The sequence below is a fragment of the Brevundimonas sp. EU05-FHT14B11 genome (genome assembly GCF_058790835.1).
The window spans coordinates 862994-885542 of sequence record NZ_JBYTCY010000001.1 but is presented as its reverse complement, the minus strand read 5'-3'; the positions used below and the strand labels follow the sequence as shown (position 1 = coordinate 885542).

21 protein-coding genes are annotated in these 22549 nt (G+C 68.5%); 20 read left to right on the top strand and 1 reads right to left on the bottom strand.

What is annotated here, in order from left to right; genetic code table 11:
• Position 1 precedes the first annotated feature (1 nt).
• From AC3WRV_RS04475 to AC3WRV_RS04380, 20 genes are all read left to right on the top strand, one after another.
• Complete coding sequence (locus tag AC3WRV_RS04475; protein ID WP_291832353.1) at positions 2–1174, top strand: N-acetyl sugar amidotransferase; 1173 nt, start codon at positions 2–4, stop codon at positions 1172–1174.
• Between the two features lie 7 nt (positions 1175–1181).
• A complete protein-coding gene (hisH, locus tag AC3WRV_RS04470; RefSeq protein WP_492312298.1) occupies positions 1182–1802 on the top strand; it encodes an imidazole glycerol phosphate synthase subunit HisH in 621 nt (206 codons plus the stop codon).
• Positions 1802–2578 (top strand): imidazole glycerol phosphate synthase subunit HisF, encoded by a 777-nt coding sequence (gene hisF, locus AC3WRV_RS04465; protein ID WP_492312297.1) that lies wholly within the window; start codon positions 1802–1804, stop codon positions 2576–2578. The genes hisH and hisF overlap by 1 nt, the downstream gene beginning before the upstream one ends.
• Before the next feature lie 32 nt (positions 2579–2610).
• On the top strand, positions 2611–3537 hold the full coding sequence (locus AC3WRV_RS04460) for a sterol desaturase family protein (RefSeq protein WP_492312296.1): 927 nt from the start codon (positions 2611–2613) through the stop codon (positions 3535–3537).
• Positions 3537–4472 (top strand): polysaccharide deacetylase family protein, encoded by a 936-nt coding sequence (locus tag AC3WRV_RS04455; protein ID WP_492312295.1) that lies wholly within the window; start codon positions 3537–3539, stop codon positions 4470–4472. Before AC3WRV_RS04460 ends, AC3WRV_RS04455 begins: the two co-directional genes overlap by 1 nt.
• 13 nt (positions 4473–4485) lie before the next feature.
• Complete coding sequence (locus AC3WRV_RS04450; RefSeq protein WP_291832343.1) at positions 4486–5175, top strand: LbetaH domain-containing protein; 690 nt, start codon at positions 4486–4488, stop codon at positions 5173–5175.
• A gap of 24 nt (positions 5176–5199) precedes the next feature.
• Positions 5200–6288, top strand: a complete 1089-nt coding sequence (locus AC3WRV_RS04445; RefSeq protein ID WP_492312294.1) for a GNAT family N-acetyltransferase — start codon at positions 5200–5202, stop codon at positions 6286–6288.
• Between the two features lie 46 nt (positions 6289–6334).
• Entirely contained in the window at positions 6335–7750 is a 1416-nt protein-coding gene (locus tag AC3WRV_RS04440; protein ID WP_492312293.1) for a glutamate-1-semialdehyde 2,1-aminomutase, read from the top strand.
• On the top strand, positions 7750–8565 hold the full coding sequence (locus AC3WRV_RS04435; protein ID WP_291832337.1) for an SDR family oxidoreductase: 816 nt from the start codon (positions 7750–7752) through the stop codon (positions 8563–8565). Before AC3WRV_RS04440 ends, AC3WRV_RS04435 begins: the two co-directional genes overlap by 1 nt.
• Positions 8550–9839: a lipopolysaccharide biosynthesis protein gene (locus AC3WRV_RS04430; RefSeq protein ID WP_492312292.1), complete on the top strand. Its 1290-nt coding sequence runs from the start codon at positions 8550–8552 to the stop codon at positions 9837–9839. Before AC3WRV_RS04435 ends, AC3WRV_RS04430 begins: the two co-directional genes overlap by 16 nt.
• Positions 9836–10783 carry an NAD-dependent epimerase/dehydratase family protein gene (locus AC3WRV_RS04425; protein ID WP_492312291.1) on the top strand — a complete coding sequence of 316 codons (948 nt, stop codon included), beginning with the start codon at positions 9836–9838 and terminating at the stop codon, positions 10781–10783. The genes AC3WRV_RS04430 and AC3WRV_RS04425 overlap by 4 nt, the downstream gene beginning before the upstream one ends.
• Entirely contained in the window at positions 10780–12237 is a 1458-nt protein-coding gene (locus AC3WRV_RS04420) for a capsular polysaccharide export protein, LipB/KpsS family (RefSeq protein ID WP_492312290.1), read from the top strand. The genes AC3WRV_RS04425 and AC3WRV_RS04420 overlap by 4 nt, the downstream gene beginning before the upstream one ends.
• Before the next feature lie 88 nt (positions 12238–12325).
• Entirely contained in the window at positions 12326–13429 is a 1104-nt protein-coding gene (locus tag AC3WRV_RS04415; RefSeq protein WP_492312289.1) for a phytanoyl-CoA dioxygenase family protein, read from the top strand.
• 40 nt (positions 13430–13469) lie between these two features.
• Entirely contained in the window at positions 13470–14804 is a 1335-nt protein-coding gene (locus tag AC3WRV_RS04410; RefSeq protein ID WP_492312288.1) for an oligosaccharide repeat unit polymerase, read from the top strand.
• The gene (locus AC3WRV_RS04405; RefSeq protein ID WP_291832325.1) at positions 14797–15738 is read left to right on the top strand and encodes an NAD-dependent epimerase/dehydratase family protein; all 942 of its coding nucleotides are present in this window, start codon (positions 14797–14799) and stop codon (positions 15736–15738) included. The genes AC3WRV_RS04410 and AC3WRV_RS04405 overlap by 8 nt, the downstream gene beginning before the upstream one ends.
• Positions 15735–16781, top strand: a complete 1047-nt coding sequence (gene neuB, locus AC3WRV_RS04400) for an N-acetylneuraminate synthase (RefSeq protein ID WP_492312287.1) — start codon at positions 15735–15737, stop codon at positions 16779–16781. The genes AC3WRV_RS04405 and neuB overlap by 4 nt, the downstream gene beginning before the upstream one ends.
• A 2-nt stretch (positions 16782–16783) precedes the next feature.
• Positions 16784–17914, top strand: coding sequence for a UDP-N-acetylglucosamine 2-epimerase (neuC, locus tag AC3WRV_RS04395; RefSeq protein ID WP_291832321.1), 1131 nt, complete (start codon positions 16784–16786; stop codon positions 17912–17914).
• Between the two features lies 1 nt (position 17915).
• Entirely contained in the window at positions 17916–18521 is a 606-nt protein-coding gene (locus AC3WRV_RS04390; protein ID WP_492312286.1) for a NeuD/PglB/VioB family sugar acetyltransferase, read from the top strand.
• Positions 18522–19997, top strand: a complete 1476-nt coding sequence (locus AC3WRV_RS04385) for an aminotransferase class I/II-fold pyridoxal phosphate-dependent enzyme (protein WP_492312285.1) — start codon at positions 18522–18524, stop codon at positions 19995–19997.
• Positions 19998–20001: 4 nt separating this feature from the next.
• The gene (locus AC3WRV_RS04380; RefSeq protein ID WP_291832317.1) at positions 20002–20562 is read left to right on the top strand and encodes a sugar transferase; all 561 of its coding nucleotides are present in this window, start codon (positions 20002–20004) and stop codon (positions 20560–20562) included.
• A gap of 24 nt (positions 20563–20586) precedes the next feature.
• Here AC3WRV_RS04380 and AC3WRV_RS04375 read toward each other — a convergent pair whose 3' ends face one another.
• Positions 20587–22506, bottom strand: a complete 1920-nt coding sequence (locus AC3WRV_RS04375; protein ID WP_492312284.1) for a polysaccharide biosynthesis protein — start codon at positions 22504–22506, stop codon at positions 20587–20589.
• Positions 22507–22549 lie beyond the last annotated feature (43 nt).

The following is a 22549-nucleotide window of genomic DNA, read 5'->3' as shown; positions in this document are numbered from 1 at the left end:
CATGCGCAAATGCACCCGCTGCCTGACCCCCGAGACGGTCGACACCATCACCTATGACGACGAGGGCGTGTGCTCTGTCTGCCGTCAGGTCCAGTTCAAGCAGGACAAGATCGACTGGGCCGACCGCCAGCGCCAGCTGGACGAGATCGTGGCCGCCCACAAGGGCAAGGGCCTGTACGACTGCATCGTCCCCTATTCGGGCGGCAAGGACTCGGTCTTCCAGCTCTATTACATCATCAAGGTGCTGAAGCTTAAGCCGCTGGTGGTCCGCTACAACCACTGGGGCTATCGCCCGCTGGTCGAGGACAACAACACCTCGGTCTTCAAGCAGCTGGGCTGCGACGTGGTGGAGTTCACGCCGAATTTCCACGTCGTGCGTGAGCTGATGCTGGAGAGCTTCAAGCGGCGCGGCGACTTCTGCTGGCACTGCCACACCGGCATCTATTCGGGCGTCATGCACATGGCCGTCCGCTTCGAGGTCCCGCTGCTGTTCTGGGGCGAGAGCACGGCCGAGTACCACAGCTGGTACACCTTCGAGGAAATGGAGGAGGTCGACGAGAAGCGCTTCAACCGCCTGATGAACCAGGGGATCACGGCGGACGACATGTACGAATTCCTGCAGGGGCGCGTGGAGCGCCGCGACCTGTGGATGTTCGACTATCCGAAGCGCAAGGACCTGATCAAACTGAAGGTCCAGTCGATCTGCCTGGGCAACTACATCGAGTGGGACACCAAGGCGAACGTCGAGCTGATCAAGAAAGAGCTCGGCTGGAAGGGCCAGGAAGTCGAGGGCGTGCCGCCCGAGTACGACTACGAGAAGATCGAGTGCACCTTCCAGGGCATGCGCGACTGGTCGAAATACGTGAAGCGCGGCTACGGCCGGGCGAACCACCTGCTGTCGATCGACATCCGCAACGGCCGCAAGACGCGCGAAGAGGCGCTGGAGATCGAGGCCAAGTACGACGGCAAGCGACCCGCCTCGATGGACTGGTTCCTGCAGCACCTGCAGATCAGCGAGGACGAGTTCTACGACATCCTGGCCCCGCACCAGGTCCACCCGTGGAAGTTCGACCGCAAGAACCTGGAGACCGGCAACGTCATGCCGGACTTCGACAAATGGGACCGCACCGACCTGAGCGATCTCAAGGTCGGACCGCCCAAGGCCGCGGAGTGAACGCCCGATGACCATCGCCATCATCGACTACGGCATGGGCAACGTCCGTTCACTGATGAACGCGTTCGAGTACATCGGCGAGGACGCGGTGGTCACCGCCGACTTCGATGAGCTGGAAGAGGCGGACCGGCTGGTCCTGCCCGGCGTCGGCGCCTTTGGGGACGCCATGGCCGCCATCGACGCCAAGAAACTGCGTCCCGTGCTGAACCGACTGGCGCTGGAGGTGAAGAAGCCGGTGCTGGGCGTCTGCCTGGGCATGCAGCTGTTCGCCAAGCGCAGCCTGGAGCACGGGGTCCACGACGGGCTGGGCTGGCTGGACGCCGAGATCCGCCCGCTGGAGGTCCTGCCGCCCGCCAAGGTGCCGCACGTCGGTTGGAACGCCGTCTCGTTCGCCCCGGACGAATGGCTGTTCAAGGGTCTGCCCTCGGGCGAGAGCGACTACTATTTCGTCCACTCCTTCCACATGGTCTGCGCCGATCCGGCGGACGTGGCCGGAACCTGCGACCACGGCGGCCCGTTCACCGCGGCGGTGCGGCGCGGCAATCTGGTCGCGGCCCAGTTCCACCCGGAAAAGAGCCAGGACAACGGCCTGCAGCTTCTGCAGAATTGGCTGGCGCACGAGTTCTGATGCTCAAGAAACGGATCATCCCGAAATTCCTGATCCGCGGCGGCCGTCTGGTGAAGATGCGCCGGTTCCACGACGATCAGCGCGAGGCCGGCAACCCGGTCTCGACGGCCAAGGTCTATGACTCCTACGGCGTGGACGAGCTGATCTTCGTCGACATCGACGCCTCGGCCGAGGGCCGGGTTGTGACGGGCAACATCATCGAGCGGGTGGCTGAAGAGGTCTTCGTGCCCCTGACCGCCGGCGGCGGCGTGACCACCCTGGCGCAGATCGAGGCCCTTCTGAAAAGCGGCGCCGACAAGGTCAGCATCAACTCCGCCGCCATCGAGAACCCGGACTTCGTCACCCAGGCCGCCAGCCGGTTCGGCGACCAATGCATCGTGGTGTCCATCGACTACAGGGCCGACGAGTCCGGCCGGAAGCGCGTCTTCGGGCGCGGCGGCACGACCGAGACCGGCCACGACCCCGTCGAGTTCGCCCAGCGGATGCAGGACCTGCACGCCGGCGAGATCCTGATGTCGTCCATCGACCGGGACGGGATGATGAACGGCTATGACCTGGAGCTGATCAACGACCTGTCGGACAAGCTGTCGATCCCGCTGATCGCCTCATCGGGCGCCGGCAGCCTGGACGACTGCAAGTCGGCGCTGGACGCCGGGGCCTCGGCGATCACCATCTCGTCGATGTTCATCTTCACCGACCACAGCCCGATCAAGGTGCGCACCTATCTGGCCACCAACGGGGTGTACGTCCGGAACCAGAAGGGCAGCCGTTCGTGACCGGGCTCACCGCGCTGAGCGTGGAGCGTCTGGTGAGCGATCCTGCGAGCAGCGCCGGGGTCGTGATGCAGAGCATCGCCCGCAACGTGAGCGCCGAATGGCCGCTCTATTCGGTGCTGGCCGCGGCGCTGGTGGTGGTCGCTGTCGTCGACATCGTGCAGCGGCGCAAGGCGCTGTCGAAATACGGATCGCGCAACGCCCGCACCGACATGCTGTACGGGCTGTTCGAGCTCAGCCACATCCAGGCGCTGATCGTGATCGCGCCGGTGGCCGCCTCCCTCAACGGCTACGTCGACGCGCTGGCGCCGTGGCTGAGACTGGACCAGGCGACGCAGGCGCCGGCCTGGGCGGTCCTGATCGTCAGCCTGCTGGCGGCCGACTTCTGCGGCTACTGGATCCACCGCTTCAAGCACGAAAACCGCTGGCTGTGGCAGTTCCACAAGGTGCACCATTCGCAGGAGCACCTGACCATCCTGACCCATTTCCGCTTTCCGCTGCTGGACCGGTTCCTGGATTTCCTGCTGCTCTTCCCCTTGGGCGTCATCACCGGGTCGGCGGAACTGCCCCTGGTCCTCCTGCTGCTCAGGGTGTGCCGCTCGATGCTTGAGCATTCAGGACTGGACTGGACCTATGGGCCGCTGGGACTGCTCGTCGTGTCGCCCTCCTTCCACGGCGTGCACCATTCGCGCGCGCCGGAGCACATCAACCGCAACTACGGGAACCTGCTGACTGTCTGGGACCGGATGTTCGGCACGGTAGCCGAACGCGGAACGGAGCCGCTGAAATACGGACTGGCCCATGAGCGTGTGCCCGAGTGCTTCTGGCGCCAGAACCTCGCTCCCGTGGTCGGCATCGTCCGGCTGATCCGGAACAAGCCTTTTCCGGGTCCGAAGGAGGCGGCCCAGCCGCGTCTCGAGCACTGCTTCAGCCTTGTGGCCAACAAAGGCGGGGCCGACTAATGTCCCTGACCATCGTCATGTACCACTACGTCCGTGACCTGGCCCGGTCCCGCTATCCGGCGATCAAGGGGCGGACGACCGAGGCCTTCCGGGGCCAGCTGAACCACATCGGCGCGAACTACGAGGTCGTGACCACCCAGCAGATCCTGGCCGCGCGGCGCGGCGACGAGCGCCTGCCGGACAACGCCTGCTGGCTGACCTTCGACGACGGCTACCTGGACCACTACCAGAACGTCTTCCCCCTGCTGGACGAGCGCGGCTGGCAGGGGACCTTCTTCCCGCCGGCCCAGCCCATCCTGGAGGGCCGCCTGCTGGACGTGAACCGGATCCACTTCATCCTCGCCTCGGAGCCGGACGCCACCAAGCTGGTCGCCCTGCTGCGCGAGGCGGTGGAGCAGGCGCGGGAGGCCGGCGCGGCGCTTCGTCCGTGGCAGGACTATGTGGATGAGTTCATGGGCGAGTGTCACCTCGACACGCCCGAGGTGCTGTTCATCAAGCTGATGCTGCAGACCGGCCTGCCCGAGGCGGTGCGCAACGACATCTGCGACACCCTGTTCGCGCGCATCGTCAGCGCGGACGAGGCGGCCTTCGCGGCGGAACTGTACATGTCGACCGACCAGGCGCTGACCATGATGCGCGCCGGCATGACCTTCGGGAGTCACGGCTACAGCCACCAGTGGCTGTCCTCCATGACGCCGGAGGAGCAGGCGCGCGACATCGACCGGTCGCTGGACTTCCTGGGTGAGCTGGGCGTGCCGAAGGCCGACTGGTCGATCTGCTATCCCTACGGCGGCTACAACCGCGATACGCTCGACATCGTGCGGGCCCGCGGCGGGGCTTTGGGCGTGACGACGCGGGACGCGGTGGCGGATCTGGCGGTCGACGATCCGCTGGAGCTGCCGCGCGTCGACACCATCCACCTGCCGGTGGCCTGAAGCGGAGACGGCGATGACCACGCGGATCGCGATGAGCCTGACGCCGGACCTGCTGGCCGCCTATGTCGCACGGCAGGTGAGCCACAATTTCCCCGACGGCGAGGTGTCGGTCGACGACCTGCGCCCGGCCATGCCGAGGGCGCTGGAACGGCTCGAGCACTGCTTCAGCCGCGTGGACAACAAATACTTCTTCGACGGCGGGCAGGCGCGGTTCAGCCACCTGCACGGCGACCAGTACGCCATGTGGCTGTACCTGCTGTCGAACGAGCTGTTCCGGCAGAAGGCGCCGGCGGACCTGTGCGCCAAGCTGTTCCTGCTGAACAAGGCCCTGCACGGCTGCGACATCTTCTACGAGGTCGAGCTGCCCAGCATCTTCCTGCTGGTCCACCCCCTCGGGACGGTGCTGGGGCGGGCGAACTACAGCGACTATTTCGTCAGCTACCAGCGGGTCGGCGTGGGTTCCAACCACGATATCTATCCGACCTTCGGCGAGCATGTGACGCTGCGGCCCGGGGCCGCCGTGCTGGGCGACTGCACGGTCGGACGCCAATGCCAGATCGGCACCGAATCCCTGCTGATCGACCGCGATCTGCCGGACAACAGCCGCTACATCGGCACGCCCGGGACCGCCGTTGTCAGGCGTGAGGAAACCTTCTACCCGTTGTGGCGGGATCGATCCGACGACACCCGCGGCGACATCTGATCCGCGACCTGTTCAGGAGACCCCATGGACGCCATCACCACCGGCTCGGCCAGCGACCTCGGCGTTTCGGTCGAGGAGATCGCGGCCTTTTACGACCTGCACTGGCCCCGGAAGATGGCGCTGGGCCTGCCCGAGTTCGCGCGCTGGCAGTTCGTCTCGGCGCCGGAACAGAACGACCTCTGCTCGGTCTGCGTGTCGGTGTCCGGCTCGAACATCATCGGGGCGATGGGCCTGCACGAGCACAGCTTCATGCTGGGCGGAGAGCGCCGCCGCGCCGCCGAACTGACCACCTGGATCGTGTCCCCCGAGGCCAAGGGCAAGGGCCTGGGGCCGCGCATGCTGGACCACCTGCAGTCGACCTATGACGTGATGCTGGGCAGCGGCATCAGCGATGAGGCGCTGAACGTCTATCTGCGCAAGGGCTTCAACTACTGGCGCTACATCCCGCGCTTCTTCCGCGTCTGGGACACCGAGGCCGTCACCCCATACAGCAACATCGCGCCGCTGGGCCTCAAGCTGGCCCGGCACCGCGCCGACGCCGTCACCCCGGATGAAGGCGGCGCCCGTCTGGTCGCGGCGGCCGACGTGGCCGTTCCGGACCGCGGGCTGGCCGACAAGAACGGCTACGTCCGGGACGCCGCCCACCTCGGCTGGCGATACGACCGGCACCCCGTCTACACCTATGAGACCTATGCGATCGGCAAGGCGCACGTGATCCTGCGCCGCGACGCCCTGCCCGGCATGCCCTTCGCCCATGTGGTCGAGATCGGCGCCGAGGCCGAGGAGATGCCGGCGGTCCTGTCGTTCCTGGAGTTCTACGCCCGGGACCGGGGCCTGGCGGCCATGGACTTCACCTGCACCTCGTCGGGCTTCGGCCGTCACTTCATCGCGGCCGGCTGGTTCTCGTCGGTGGACGAGCCGATGTTCGCCTTCCTGAGCCTGTTCCATCCGCCCGAACTGCGCGACCCGCAGACGACCTCGCTGATCTACTGGGCCCGCGACGCCCAGGCCGAATTGGCGGATCTGGGCCGGATGCATGTGGTCAAGGGCGATCTCGACCTCGACCGCCCGACCCTGGCCTACTATCAAACCAACGGCCTAGAGCCGCGGTAAGCTTCTCCCCCTTCGCACCGCCCCCCTCCCCTCGCGCGCAAGTCTGATGTCCGTCATCCCCACCAAGACCGAATCCGGAACCCCGCTGGGGAATGCCGAAGCCGATTTCGCCGCCCTGCGCGAGCGCCTGCACCGGGCGATCCCCGGGGGCGCCCACACCTATTCGCGCGGGGACGACCAGTTTCCGTCGATCGCGCCGCCGGTGCTCAGCAAGGGCAAGGGCGCCTATGTCTGGGACACCCACGGCAACAGATATCTCGACTACGGCATGGCGCTGCGGGCGGTGACCATCGGCTATGCGGACGAGCGGGTGAATGCGGCCGCCATCCGGCAGATCGAGAACGGCGTGAACCTGACCCGCGCCACCGAGATCGAGCTGGAGGCGGCCGAGCTGATCTGTGACCTGATCCCCTGCGCGGAGATGGTGAAGTTCGGCAAGAACGGCTCGAACGTCACCACCGCGGCGGTGAAGATCGCCCGCGCCTACACCGGCCGCCGCTACGTCTGCGTGCCGCGCCAGCATCCCTTCTTCTCGTTCGACGACTGGTTCATCGGCGTCACCGCCATCAAGCGCGGCACGCTGGAAGATCACGCGGCCACCACCCTGGTCTTCGACTACAACGACATGGGCTCGCTGAAGGCCCTGTTCGACCAGTATCCGGACCAGATCGCGGCGGTGATGCTGGAGCCGTCGACCCACATCTGGCCGCACGGCGCGGACGGCGCCCTGGGCGATGCGCCGACGCCGGACCGGGCGGCCGCAAGCCACGCCGGCGGCTTCCTGCATCAGGTGCGCGACCTGGCCCACGCCAACGGCGCCCTGTTCATCCTGGACGAGATGATCACCGGCTTCCGCTGGAACCTGCGCGGGGCGCAGGAGGTGTTCGGCATCGAGGCGGACCTGGCCACCTACGGCAAGGCCATGGCCAACGGCTTCTCGCTGGCCGCCGTGGTCGGCAAGCGCGAGTTCATGCAGGTCGGCTCCATCGACAAGCCGGGCATGGAGCGGACCTTCCTGCTGTCCTCGACCCACGGCGCCGAGATGCCGGCGCTGGGCGCCTTCGTCGAAGCGACGCGGATCAACGCCGCCGAGGACGTGCCCGCCCACCTGTGGGCCTACGGCGCGAAGCTGAAAGCGGGCCTCGCCGAGGTCGCGGGCCGTCACGGCCTGCAGGACCACGTCTTCATGGAAGGTCCGGCGGTGTCGCTGAACTATGTGACCCGCGACGCCTCGGGCGCGCCGTCCCTGCCCATGCGCACCCTGTTCGCGCAGGAGATGCTGAAGCGCGGCGTGATGATGCCGTGGCTGGCCATCTCGCAGGCGCATGGCGAGACCGAGCTGGCCCTGACGCTGGAGGCCTTCGACGGCGCGCTGGGCGTCTACAAGCAGGCGCTGGACGCGGGCGTCGAGACCCAGCTGAACGGCCCGGCGATCAAGCCGGTCTTCCGGACGCACAACTGATGACCGACACCCCGACCTTCGCCGCCGCGCGGCTGGACGGCCAGGTCGCCCTGGTCACCGGCGGCGCGGGCATCCTGGGCCGGCTGTTCTGCCGGGCGCTGGCCGAGGCGGGCGCGCAGGTGGCCGTGGTCGATCTGTTCGAGGACGCGGCGAAGACCGCCGCCGCCGAGATCGGCGAGGCCGCCGCGGGCTTCGGCTGCGACGTCTCCGACCCGGCTTCGGTGCAGGCGGCGGTGGATGCGGTCATGGCGCGGTTCGGCCGGATCGACGTGCTGGTCAACAACGCCGCCACCAAGACCGCCGACGTACGCGCCTTCTTCGAGCCGTTCGAGACCTACAGCCTGGAGGTCTGGCGCGAGGTGATGAGCGTCAACATCGACGGCATGTTCCTGATGGCCCAGGCCGTCGGCAAGGAGATGCTGAAAGCCGGGCGCGGCGGGCGGGTGATCCAGACGGCCTCCATCTACGGCCTGGTCGGCCCCGACAGCCGCATCTACGAGGGCTCGGACTATCTGGGCGGACCGATCAACACCCCGGCGGTCTATTCGGCCTCCAAGGCGGCGGTGGTCGGCCTGACCAAATGGCTGGCGACCCACTGGGCCGACAAGGGCATCCGCGTGAACTGCCTGGTCCCCGGCGGCGTCTCCAGCGGCCAGAACTCCGTGTTCGGAGACAAATACTCCGCCCGCGTCCCAATGGGCCGGATGGCCCGGGGCGAGGAGATGGCCCCGCCGCTGCTGTTCCTGGCCAGCGAGGCCTCGTCCTATGTGACCGGTCAGGTGCTGGCCGTCGACGGCGGATGGACCGCCTGGTGAGCGGCGCGGTCACCCTGCCCCGGCTTCACCGGGACTTCTATCTGGTCGTCGTGAAGCTGATGGACGTGGCCGCGCGCGCGGGCTTCGTCATCACCGCGACCTACGGGCTGCGCGTCGATCAGGCGGGCCAGTTCGGCCTGATCGCGACCTTGGTCGGCCTGTTCGCCTTCGCCTTCAATTTCGAGCGGCACATCGACATCCAGCGCCGGTCGGCGGGCGAGCCGCATGCGGTCATGGACCGCATGGTGGTCCAGGCGTTGAAATTCTTCGCGTTCAACTGGGCTCTTATGGTCCCGCTGTTCATCGTGGCGGTGGCGTTGTGGACCCACGCCCCGTGGCCCGTGCTGCTGCTGGCGACCGTGGTCGTCGTCGGCGAGCATCTGTCGAACCAGGCCTATCAGTACGCCCTCATCGACACACGCTACGCGCCCCTGCTGGTGATCGTCGCCCTGAAGAACGCGGCGCTGGCGGCCCTGGCGTTGGGCGTGGCCCTGTTCATGCGGGACGCCTTCGACCTGAGCTTCGTCATCACGGCCTGGGCCATCGGCGCCGTCGCCTGCACCCTGATGCTGGCCGCCGGCTTCCTGCGCATCCGCAATGCGGCCCCGAAGACGACGGCCTTCAATCTGAAGACGGACATCCTGGGTCAGCACCGCGCCTCCATGACCCATTTCCTGATCGGCCTGATCGCCATCCTGGTGCTGCAGTTCGACCGTCTGGCGGTCGGGGGCCTGCTGTCGCTGGAACAGACCGGGGTCTATTTCCGCCACGCGCTGCTGATCTCGCTGGCCTATCAGCTGTTCAGCATCGCCTCCTTCAACCGCATCACGCCGACCGTCTTCGCCGCCGCCAAGACCGAGTCCAATAGGACCCTGATCCGCATCGTTCTGAAGGAGTACGCCCGCACCCTGATCGGCGCGCCCCTGCTGTTCGCGGGACTGTGGGCCGCCGACCGGCTCACGGGCGGCGTCTGGACGGCGCGCTTCCATATCGAACTGGGTCTTGTGGCTGTCATGTTGCTGGGCTTCATGCTGCGCGGCGCGGCCGACTTCCCGGCCATGATCATGAACGCCAAACACCTGGAGAAGCTGGTGCTGCACCGTCAGGCCATCGCCTTCGCGATCGGCGGCGCCCTGCTGGTGGGCCTGACCCACCTGTGGGGCCTGTGGGGGGCGGCGGCGGCCATGGTCGCGACCAGCGCCCTGTACGCGACCCTGAACTGGATCGCCCTGCGCCGGCTGCCCGACCTGCAGGCCCCGGCGGGCGCCGCATGAAGATTCTGATCACCGGTTCAAGCGGTTTCGTCGGCAAGGCCCTGCTGGAGCGGCTCGTCGCCGAGGGGCACGAGGTTCGCGGCCTGTCGCGCGGCGACCGGCCGATGTCGCTGAAGGGCGACCTGATGGATCCGGCCTCGCTAGCCGCCGCCCTGGAGGCCTTCCGCCCCGAGGTGGTGTTCAACCTGGCGGCCGAGACGGACCTGAAGGGCCCGCCCAAGAACGGCTATCGCGCCAACACCGACGGCGTGACCCATCTGATCGAGGCCGTCGCGGCGGCGCCGTTCGTCCAGCGCGTGATCTGGATGTCGTCGCAGCTGGTGCATCGTCCGGGGAACACGCCGACCTCTGACACGGACTACGATCCGATCGGCGGCTACGGCGAGTCCAAGGCCGAGGGCGAGCGCCGCGTGCGCGCCGCCGACGGCGCGGGCCGCACCTGGGTGATCACCCGCTCGACCACCATCTGGGGGCCGGGCATGAGCCCCTATTACACCGGCATGTTCCGGCTGATCCGGCGCGGCCTGTACTTCCACGTCGGGGGACGGCCGCTGCGGAAGTCCTATTCCTACATCGATAATCTGACGGCCCAGCTGGCGACCTTGGCCACGGCGTCGGCTGACGCGGTCCATCGCCGCACCTTCTATCTGGCCGACAGCGAGCCGGTGGAGCTGCGGGCCTGGGCCGACGGCTTCGCCGAGGCCTTCGGCAAACGCATCTTCACCCTGCCCCTCCCTGTCGCCCGGGTGATGGCGATGGTAGGCGACGGGGCGTCCCGCCTCGGCCTCCCCGCGCCGCTGACCACCGCCCGATTGAAGAACATGCTGACCGAATACCTCTACGACACCGCCCCGATCGAGGGCGTCCACGGCGTGACGACCGTTTCCAACGCCGAAGGCGTGCGCCGCACCGCCGAGTGGTTCCTGCGCGGAGACGCGGCGTGAACCACGTTCTGATTTTCGCGATCTTCCGCACCGAAGCCTGGTGGGCCCATGTCGGGCGACATCTGGGCGTCGACCGGGTCACGGTCCTGACCGACACGCGTGGACGCGGCGACCGCTCGGTCACCGATGACTTCTACGCCGCCTATCGCCGCTTCCTGAAGGCGGACGTCCACGAGTCGGACCTGGTCGACAGGGATGAGGTTCGGGACGCCATCGCCCGCTGCCGGGTGCTGCGCTGGCTTCCCGAACGCCAGGCCACGGCCATGGTCCTGGGCATGGCGCAGGCCATGGACCAGGCGCTGGCGGCGCTGGCGCCGGACTCCATCGTCAGCCTGCCCATCGACAGCTACGTCACCGACATGCTGGAACGGCGCGCCCGCGCGCGCGGCATCCCCTATTTCGAACTGACCGCGGGCACCCTGCCGGGGCTGAGCATGCTGCTGCATCGCGGCGCGCTGGTCACCACCGAGGGCGCGCCGGACGAGGAGGAGGTCGCGGCGCGATCCGCGGAAATCTCCAACCCGGAGTTCGCGCCGATCTATGTGCAGAACGCCCGCACCTTCACCCGCGCCAAATTCCATCGGGTCCAGGCCTATTTCCAGCTTCGCGCGTGGGCCTTCAACCTGCTGGCCCGGGCGGCGCGCGACCCGCTGAATCTGCGCGCGCTCGATAGCCAGACCTGGCTGGGTCACAAGGCCCGAGCCTCGGATGTGCGCGTCCTGTCGATGATCGACCACGACTGGCAGGAAAGACTGGCGGCCTTCCCCCGGGAGCGCCGCGTCCTGTTCGGGCTGCAGATGTTCCCCGAAGCGTCCATCGACTACTGGATCGATGACCTGCGGCTGATCCGGCAGGAGGACATGTTGCTGGAACTGGCGCGGCGTCTGTCGGACGCCGGCTTCCAGATCGTGGTCAAGGATCACCCGCTTCAGTTCGGCTTCCGCCAGACGGCGCTGCTCGAGGCGCTGCAGGCGATCCCGAACGTGGTGCTCGTCCCCTACGAGGTCACCGGCAACGCGATGCTGGCCCAGTGCGGCGTCAGCGTGACGGCGACCGGCACCCTGGGCCTGCAGGCGGCCCTGCTCGGCAACACCTCCATCGCGGGGCAGGCCTACTACGTCGTCGAGGACGATTTCGTCGTCCTGCGGACGTGGGAGGATCTGGCGACCGTGCCGGACCGGCTGCTCAACGATGCGCCGATGGACTCCGTCGAGGCCCGGCGCGCGCGGATCATCCGCCACGTCCTGAAGGGCAGTTTCGACGGGCCGTTCATGTCCCTGTTCGGCTTCAAGGCGGATGCGCCGAACGACGAGGTGACGCAGATGGGCCGCGAACTCGGACGCCGCATGCGTCTGGTCGGCCCGGAGGGCGAGGACTGGCACGGCAAGGTCGGCGCCGCCCGCGTCGGCGGCCATGCCGGCTCGCCGCTCGGCGGCCCGGAAGGCCGGTTGTGAACTTGACCCGCGACTGCGGCATTGGTTAGAGCCTGAGCGGCTCCAGCGCATTTCGCGCCGGGCCCCGAACTCCCGGGAGGATCGATAGATGGCCGGTAATGACTATCTGATCGTCGAGCCTTCCCCGACGATCATCCCGCTGCCGGAGCAGACCTGGAGCCCGGCTCTGGTCGACTATTCCGTCCACCCCGCCTATCGCGATCTGGTCGCGCGTCCGAGCGCGCGCGATCGCGCCGCGGGGCTGGCGATCTTCTTGAAAAGCATGGCCGTTCTGCTGGTCAAGCGGCTGGTCCGCTACGAAATGATCCCGAACGACGTGCGCTCCGACGCCACCGCCGGCGGGCGGCTGAAGATGGTCGGACATGCGCTGGGCAATATGGTCAGCCGCCCCCGCGAGCGCGCGGTCCGCGTTCAGCAGGCCGATCAGACCACGGGCCGCCTGGGCCGTGACGGCATCCATGTGGTGTCCGTGCCGGACGCCGACTTCCAGGCCCTCGCCGCCGCCGCCGAGCCCCAGTTCGACGAACTGAACCGCCGCCGTGCACAGGGCGCCGCCGGCAAGCGCGCCTTCGACGACTCGCGCGGTCGCACGACCCGCAAGGAACAGCAGGCGCTGTTCGAGGTGATCGAGCGGGTCCTGAAGGACGCCGGGGTCATGGACGTGGCCTCGGCCTACATGCAGCGGCCGGGCCGGGTGATCGACGTCAATCCCCAGATCAACGACACCAGCGACACCTTCTGGAAGGACATCTTCCCGGACACGCCGCCGTCCGATCTGCCCGGCGCGGCCTACTGCCACCGCGACGCCTCGGGGGGCGACCTCAAGGCGATCATCTACATGACCGACGTGGAACCCCGGAACGGGCCGTTCAGCTATGTCGTGGGATCACACCGGATGCATATCCCGCGTCTGGACGACCTGATCTGCGAGGCGAACGATTCCAACGGCCTGGCCGGCACCGACGCCCGCTCGCGCGCGCGCTTCGCCGCCCTGCCGGGGAAGTTCATGCAGAAGGGCAGCTTCGGCAACGACCTGCTGCCGACCGCGCCGCTGGCCCAGGACATCGCCCGCGGCCTCTGGGCGATCAGCGCGCGAAAGGGCTCGATCGTCCTGTTCGACACCAAGGGCATCCACCGTGGCGGCATGGTGGAAAGCGGCGAACGGCGGGTAATCACGTGCGTCATCGGCTGAGGCCGGACACCCTGCCGGGGTCCGGATTGCGAGGGACGCAATGAAATTCCATCCCGCCGCGCTGATGCTGATGGTCTGGTCCATCTGCATCGCGCTGTTCTACATCCTGCCCTTCCAGTTGGAGAGCCGGACGATCTCGCTGTACGGCGTGATGGTCCTGCTGGTCTTCATCGCGGTCTATTGCGTGGGCGCGGCCAGCGCTTCGGGGCGACTGCCCCAGCGCCCGATGGACCCGCACGTGACGGTCGATTTCCGGATGACCGACCGCATCCTGATCGCCGCCACGGTGATCGCGCTGGCCGCCTCGGTCATGGATGTGCAGGGGCGCAACCTGTTCAACCTGATCGATTCCTACCAGGTGCGGTCGGACCGGGCGAGCGGCCTGCTGAACGCCGCGGAATCGGAAAGCTCCATCTGGTTCCAGATCGCCTTCCTGACCTCGCCCGCGGCCTATGTGTACCTGATCCGTGAAATCGCCTTCCGGCCGCGCCCGATCCTGTGGCGCGCGGCCGTGTTCGGCCTGGGGCCGATCCTGATGGTCTCCCTGGCGTCCGGCGGGCGCAATCCGATCTTCTACGCCTTCCTGTGCGCCGGCCTGTCCTACCTCCTGCGCGGGCACATCTTCGCCGACCGCCTGGCCGCCGACGGCGCCAGGAAGCGTCCGAAGCGGCGGCCGATCTTCAAGCTCAACATGCCCGCCCGCGTGCTGATCGGCGTGCTGGTCGGCTGCATGGGCATCTATTTCGCGCGGGTCTTCATCGTCCGCGCAGACGTGGTCGGCGGCATCGACGCCATGTTCGGCATCGCCAGCTCATCCTGGGGCGTGAATTTCAACGGCCCGTTCGCTGACCTCTACTTCACCCTGCTGGGGCCGGACCTGACCTATCTGGTGTTCGTCTTCGTCTGGTACGTGGTGCAGGGCTTCGTGATGGCCAACACCATCTTCACCAACTACGACGGGCCGATGATGTGGAGCGCCTACGGCATCGACATCTCCTCGGCGGTCGTCCGGCGCCTGGACAGCGAGTTCCTGGCCACCGGCTTCGGCCACCTTCTGGGGCTGAACACCTACGGTTTCCTGCCGTCGGCCTTCGGGTCGCTGTACGTCGACTTCAAATTCCTAGGCCTGCTGCCGTGCTTCCTCTGGGGCTGGCTGTCCGGGATCACCTACAAGAAGGTCAAGCAGGGCCGCGATCCGCGATGGCTTCTGGCCGCGCCGATCGTGGTCATCGGCATCCTGCTGAGCGTCATCAACACGCCGATCGGATTCTCGAACGGCCTCATCACCCACCTCTGGCTCGTGACCGCCTTCATGTCCGCCCGCGTGATGCGCTGGCGGCCCGCACCGGCCCCCGCAGAGGCCGCCGGTGGCTGACGCTTCCGGTCGCCGGATCCTGATCACGGGAGGGAACGGCTTCCTCGGCCGGGCCATGGCGGACGACTTCGCCGCGCGCGGCTTCATTGTGCGCGTGGCCGTGCGCGATCCGGGAACGTGGTCCGGCGCCGCCGAGGCGGTCGGGGTCGGCGACCTGGCCGGTGCGGTGGACTGGTCCGCCGCGCTGCAGGGGATCGATTGCGTGATCCATACGGCCGGGCGGGCGCACCAGCGCAAGGCCGCGGACGCCGCCGAGCACGCCGTCCTCACGCGTATCAACGTCGATGCGACCCTCGACCTGGCGCGCCAGGCGGCGCAAGCGGGCGTCCGGCGGCTGATCTTCATCTCGTCGGCGCATGTGAACGGGGTCGAGACGACCGGCAGAGGCTTCCGGGCCGACGATCCGCCCAACCCCGCGGGTCCCTACGCCCAGTCCAAGCTCGAGGCCGAGACCGGCCTGCGCCGGATCGCCGACGAGACCGGGCTGGACGTGGTCGTCATCCGTCCGCCGCTGATCATCGGCGCGGGGGTGAAGGGCAATCTGGCCAGTCTTTACGGCGCGATCCGGCGCGGCCTGCCGCTGCCGTTCGCCAACCTGGTCGACAACCGGCGCGACCTCGTCTCGCGGGAGACCCTGAGCGATCTGGCGGCGGTGTGCGTCAGCCACCCGTCGGCCCCGGGCGCGGTCTTCATGGTCAGCGACGGCGCCCCGCTGTCGACCCGGGCGCTGGTCGAGCGGATGGCCGCCGAAACGGGCGCGCGCCCGCAGCTGATCCCCGTTCCCCCGGCGATGCTCCGCGCCCTGCTCGCGCTCGTGGGCCGGTCCCGCATGGCGGGCCAGCTGACCGGGGACCTCGAGATCGACATCCGGCCGACGTGCGACCGTCTGGGCTGGCGTCCCCCCACCTCCCCGCCGATCGGAGCGGTCCATTGAGCGTCTTCATCATAGCCGAAGCCGGCGTGAACCATAACGGCGACGCCGACCGCGCCCTGGCCATGGTCGACGCCGCGAAGGCGGCGGGCGCGGACGCGGTCAAGTTCCAGACCTTCTCGGCCGACAAGCTGGCCGCGCCGGGTGCCGAGAAGGCCGACTACCAGAAGCGGGAGACCGGCGAAGGCAATCAGCACGACATGCTGAAGGCGCTGGAGATGTCGGACGACCTGCATCACCGCCTGATCGCCCGCTGCGCCGAGGTCGGCATCGAGTTCATGTCGACGCCCTTCGACGAGGAGGCCGCCGACTTCCTGGTCGCCTCGGGAATGGCGCGGATCAAGGTCCCGTCCGGCGAGATCGTGAACCACCCCTTCCTGCGCCATCTGGCGGCGAAGGACCGGCCCCTGATCGTCTCCACCGGCATGGCCACGATGGAGGAGATCACCGACGCCGTCGCCGTCATCGCCGAGACCCGCGCGAAACACGGCCTGACCACGCCGCTGGATCAGGTGCTGACCATCCTGCACTGCACGTCCAACTACCCGGCGGCGCCGTCCGATGTGAACCTGCGCGCCATGCGCACCATCGGCGAGGTCACCGGCCTGCCCGTCGGCTATTCGGATCATACCCTGGGCCTGGCGGTCTCGACCGCCGCCGTGGCGCTGGGTGCGACGGTGATCGAGAAGCATTTCACCCTCGACGTGACCCTGCCCGGCCCCGACCACCGCGCCTCCCTGACCGTTCAGCAGCTGACCGATCTGGTCGGCCAGATCCGCGATGTGGAGCAGGCGCTGGGCTCGTCGGTGAAGGCGCCGACGGCGGCCGAACTGCCCGTTCGCGCCGTGGCCCGCCGCTCGGTCATGGCCCGCACCGCCCTGCCCGCCGGCCACGTGCTGACCGAGGCCGACCTGATCCTGCTGCGTCCCGCCTCGGGCATCGCACCGCGCTTCTTCCACACCCTGCCCGGCCGCGCGCTGCAGGCGGATGTCGAGGCGGGCCAGCCCCTGACCTGGGACCTGCTATCCGGCGAGGCGATGATCTGACCATGCGGCGCGTTTGCTACATCAGCGGCACCCGGGCCGACTTCGGCCTGATGCGCTCGACGCTGCTGATCCTGCGCGACCATCTGGAGCTGGACCTGGCGGTGATCGCCACCGGCATGCACCTGTCCCCCGCCTACGGGCATACGGTGGACGAGATCGAGGCCGCGGGCCTGCGCCTGGCCGCCCGCGTGCCGGTGCCGCTGGAGCCCGCGACAGGCGCCACCATGGCCCGCAACCTGGGAACCATGGTCGCTGCCTTCACCGATGTGCTGGAAAGCGAGCGGCCCGATGCGGTTCTGTTGCTGGGCGACCGGGGCGAGATGCTGGCCGGGGCGCTGGCGGCCATCCATCTGAACATCCCCGTCGCCCATATCCACGGCGGCGAGCGGTCGGGCACGGTGGACGAGCCTGTGCGCCACGCCATCTCCAAGCTCAGCCACCTGCATTTCGCCGCCACGCGCGAAGCCGCCGACCGGCTGGTGCGGATGGGCGAGAACGCCGCCAACGTCCATGTCACCGGCGCACCCGGCCTGGACGGCCTGACCGACGCCGAACTGCCCGACCAGACCGAGGTGATGCGCCTGCACGGCCTCGATCCCGAGCGCCCGTTCGCCCTGATGGTCTATCACCCCGTGCTGCAGGAGGCCGCGACCGCCGCGGACGACGCGCGCCGCATCCTGAAAAGCCTGACCGACGCGGGCCTGCAGGTCCTGGCCCTGATGCCCAACGCCGACGCGGGCAGCGACGGCGTCCGCGCCGTCCTGACCGAAGCCAAGGGCGCGCAGGACATCACCGTGCGCACCCATCTGGCCCGCCCGGCCTTCGTCGCCGCCATGGCGCACGCCGACCTGATGATCGGCAACTCCAGCGCCGGGATCATCGAGGCCGCCAGCTTCGGCACGCCGGTGCTGAACGTCGGCCCGCGCCAGAACCTGCGTGAGCGCAACGCCAATGTGCTGGATGTCGAGGCGACCGAGGCGGCCCTGGCCGCCGGGATCGCCGATCTGCTGGCGCAAGGCCGCCGGGCGCCGCAGAACGTCTATGGCGACGGTCGCGCCGGACCGCGCATCGCCAACCTGCTGGCCTCCGTCCCCCTGGACGCGGCCCTGCTGATGAAGGTCAACGGGTACTGAGATGATCCATCTGATCGGCGCAGGCGGGCATGCGAAGGTGGTGCTGGACGCCCTGCTGGAAGGCGGGACGGATTTGTCCGGCGTCGCCGTCCGCGCCGACGCTCCCGCGCCCGACCTGCTGGGCCTGCCGGTCGCCACGCCCGCGATCGCACCCCCGGCGGGCCAGCCCTTCCACGTGGCCATCGGCGCCGCCGCCGTTCGCGAACGCCTGCAGGGTGAAGCCGAAGCGGCGGGTGGATCGGCCCTGACCGTTCTCCACCCCGCCGCCTCAATCTCCCGCTTCGCCACGATCGCCGAGGGCGGCTTCGTCGCCGCCGGCGCCGTCGTCGGGCCGGTCGCGGTGGTGGGGCGCGGCGTCATCATCAATCACGGCGCCGTCGTCGACCATGACTGCGCCGTCGGCGACTTCTGCCACCTGGCCCCCAACGCCACCCTCGGCGGCGGCGTCAGGGTCGGCGCGCGCTGCCTGATCGGCGCCGGCGCGGTCGTCCTGCCCGGCATGACCATCGGCGATGACGTGACTATCGGCGCCGGCGCGGTCGTGACCCGCGACGTGGCCTCCGCCCAGACCTGGACCGGCGTCCCCGCCGCCCCGAAAGGCTCCTGAATGACCGAGATCGACGCCTTCAGCGCCGCCCGGACCGCCACCATTCGCGATGCGATGGCGACCATCAACGCGTCCGGCATGCAGATGCTGCTGCTGGTGGACGCCGACGGCCGCTTCCAGCGCACCGTCACCGACGGCGACCTGCGCCGTCTGCTGCTGGCGGGCTCCGAGATGGGCGACACGCTTGAGGCGCTGCCGGACCTGACCTCGGTCACCGCGCCGGAAGAGGTCAGCCGCAAGGCCGCCCTGGCCCTGATGGACGCCAACGAGATCAACCACCTGCCCCTGATCGACGGCGAAGGCCGGGTCGTCCGCGTGCTGAACCGCCGCGACATCGGCGCGCCCATCCTGCTGTCGACGCCGCACATGGGCGAGGCCGAGCTGCATTTCGTGGAAGAGGCCTTCCGCACCAACTGGATCGCCCCCCTGGGTCCGAACGTCGACGCCTTCGAGCGCGAGATGGCGGCCCAGACCGGGATGGCGCACGCCGCCGCCCTGTCGTCGGGCACCGCCGCCATCCACCTGGCGGTCCGCATGCTGGGGGTGAAGCCCGGCGACCGGGTCTTCTGTTCGACCCTGACCTTCGCGGCCTCGGCCAACCCCATCGTCTATGAGGGCGGCGAGCCGGTCTTCATCGACAGCGAGCCCGACAGCTGGAACATGTCGCCGATCGCGCTGGAGCGGGCCTTCGACGCGGCCAAGGCCGAGGGCTGGATGCCCAAGGCGGTGATCGTCGTGAACCTGTACGGCCAGAGCGCCGACATGGACCCGATCCTGGCGCTGTGTAACCGCTACGGCGTGCCGATGATCGAGGACGCCGCCGAAAGCCTGGGCGCGACCTACAAGGGCAAGGCCTCGGGCTCCTTCGGCCTGATGGGCGTCTTCTCGTTCAACGGCAACAAGATCATCACCACCTCGGGCGGCGGCATGCTGCTGTCCGACGACGAGGACCTGATCAAACAGGCCCGCTTCCTGGCCACCCAGGCGCGCGATCCGGCGCCGCACTACCAGCACAGCCAGATCGGCTTCAACTACCGCATGTCCAACATCCTGGCCGGCGTCGGCCGGGGGCAGCTTCAGGTGCTGGGCGACCGGGTGGCCTCACGCCGCGCGGTCCATGACGCCTACCGCGAGGGCCTGTCGAACATCGCCGGCCTGATCTGGCAGCCGGAACCGGAGTGGAGCGTCTCCAACCGCTGGCTCTCGGCCCTGACCCTGGATCCGGACGCGACGGGCGTCACCGCGCCCGAGCTCATCCGGCGGCTGGCCGACGAGATGATCGAGGCCCGACCGGTCTGGAAGCCGATGCACCAGCAACCCGTCTTCGCCCATTGCCGCCACTTCGCCCACGGCAACGAGGCGGTCTCGGACCAGATCTTCGAACACGGCGTCTGCATGCCCTCGGGCTCGAACATGACCCGGGCCGAGATCGACCGGATCATCGACGCCGTGCGCGGCATCATGAAGGTCCGGTGATCCCGTGAAACGCGCGTTCGATTTCGTCCTGGCGGGCGGCGCCCTGGTCGCCCTGTCGCCGGTTCTGCTGGCCACCGCCGTGGCCGTGCGGGTGACATCGCGAGGCCCCGCCATCTATTGGTCCGACCGGGTCGGGCGGGACAACAAGCTGTTCCGGATGCCCAAATTCCGCTCGATGCGGATCGAGACCCCGGCGGTCGCCACCCATCTGCTGACCGACACCTCGGCCTGGCTGACGCCCATCGGCGGCTTCCTGAGGAAGAGCAGCCTGGATGAGCTGCCGCAGCTGTGGAGCATCGTGGTCGGCGACATGTCGATCGTCGGCCCCCGCCCGGCGTTGTTCAACCAGGACGACCTGATCGGCCTGCGCACCGAACAGGGCGTCCACAAGCTGCGTCCCGGCCTGACCGGCTGGGCCCAGGTCAACGGACGCGACGAACTGCCCATTCCGGACAAGGTCCGGCTCGACGCCGAGTATCTGAACAACCGCTCGTTCGCGATGGATCTGAAGACCATCTGGATGACGGTCGGCAAGGTGCTGCGCGCCCGCGACATCTCGCACTAGGCCCTCCCCCTGTGGGGAGAGGGATCAGGCCCGCTTGATCGGCACGACCTCGGCCAGGGCCCGGTCGTCGCCGACGGTGCGGACGCGGGCCAGAATCTCGAAGATCAGGGCGCGGGCGTCGGAGTTGTCGCCCTGGCGCGCCACCTGCTCCAGCTTCTGGACCATGCGCTCGGTCATCCGCGCGCCCTCGATGCGGTCGGTGACGCGCATCAGGCTTTGGCCGCACATCTCGGCGACCTCGCTGGAATCGACCAGTTCCTCGAACAGCTTCTCGCCGGGGCGCAGTCCGGTGACCTCGATCTCGATGTCCTTGCCCGGGATCTTGCCGTACAGGCCGATCAGCTGGCGGGCCAGGTCGATGATCTTCACCGGCTTGCCCATGTCGAGCACGAAGACTCCCAGCGGGGCGTCCGGCTGGCCGGCCGAATGGGCCGTGGCGTGCAGCACCAGCTGGACCGCCTCGGGGATGGTCATGAAATAGCGTTCGATGTCCGGGTGCGTCAGCGTGACCGGCCCGCCGCGCTCGATCTGCGCCCGGAAGGTCGGCACGACGGAACCCGCCGAACCCAGAACATTGCCGAAGCGCACGACGCTGAAGCGGGTGGTCCCGCCGTCGCCGGTCTGCTGGGCGCGGACCACGGCCTCCGCCAGACGCTTGGTGGCGCCCATGACGTTCGGCGGATCCACGGCCTTGTCGGTCGAGATGAAGACCATGTGCTTCACGTCGGCCGCGTTGGCGGCCTCGGCGACGTTCCAGGTGCCGACGACGTTCGTCAGCACGCTTTCACACGGATGCCGCTCCATCAGCGGCACATGCTTCAGGGCCGCGGCATGGAAGACGATGTCCGGGCGCTCGGCGGCGAAGGCCTCGTTCAGCAGGGCTTTGTTGCGCACGTCGTACAGATATTCGCGGCGCGACAGGGTCGGCCAGCGATGCTCGATCTCCTGGTCGATCCGGAACAGGCTGAATTCCGAGTTGTCGAGCAGCACCAGATGGCCGCAGCCGAGGCTGGCGACCTGACGGCAGATCTCCGACCCGATCGAGCCGCCGGCGCCGGTGACCAGCACGCGCTTGCCCGCGACCAGGGCCCGCAGCGGGCCGTCGGCCAGACGCACCGGCGGACGGGCCAGCAGCTCCTCCAGCTCGAATTTGCGCATGACCGGCTCGTCGGCCTTGCCGCCCATCTCGACCAGGCTGGGCGCGCGCAGCAGGTGCACGCCGCGGGTCCGCAGCTGACCCAGCCGCTCGACGCCGAAGTCCACCGGGGTCAGGGAATCGTCCAAGAAGACGATCGCCCCCTCTATGGCGTGATCGGTCAGATCCTCCAGGATCTCGAAGGCCGCCGTGGCGTTGGACAGCACCGGCACGCCGCGCAGCTCGCGCGTCGCGGCTCCGCGGGTGTCGGTCACGATGCCCGCCGGGCGATAGGCCTCGCCGCTGCGGGCCAGTTCGCGCAGGAAGGTCTCGACGCGGTCCATGGCGCCGACCACGATCAGCGGCTTGCGCTCGTCGCTGGCTCCGACGAACGGCGCGATGGCGCGCAGGGCTTCCTTGTCGTGCAGGATCCGGCGCAGCAGGACCAGCGCCAGCGTCAGCCCGATGTCAAGAACCGGCACGATCAGCAGGGTGGAGCGAGGCAGCGACGCGCCCCGCTCAAGGAAGAAGCTGAACACCAGGAAGACCGCCGCCGACAGCAGGGAGGTGCGCACGATCGGACCGACGTCGACGATCGAGACGTAGCGCCACAGCGCCCGGTCGGTGCGGAAGAATAGGTCCAGGGCGAAGCCCAAGGCCGCGAACACAAGGGCGAAGACCCAGGCGTCCTGCGTCGCGTTCAGGATCGCATCCGGGGTCAGCCCGTTTCCGGACGCCACCAGATACCCGCCGATCATCGCGACGACCCGAACCCCGGCGCGCGCCGCGACCTTCAGGCCACGGATCAATAGTGCGTTGCTGTTACCCAAGTTAGTCCTGCCCGACAGGCTT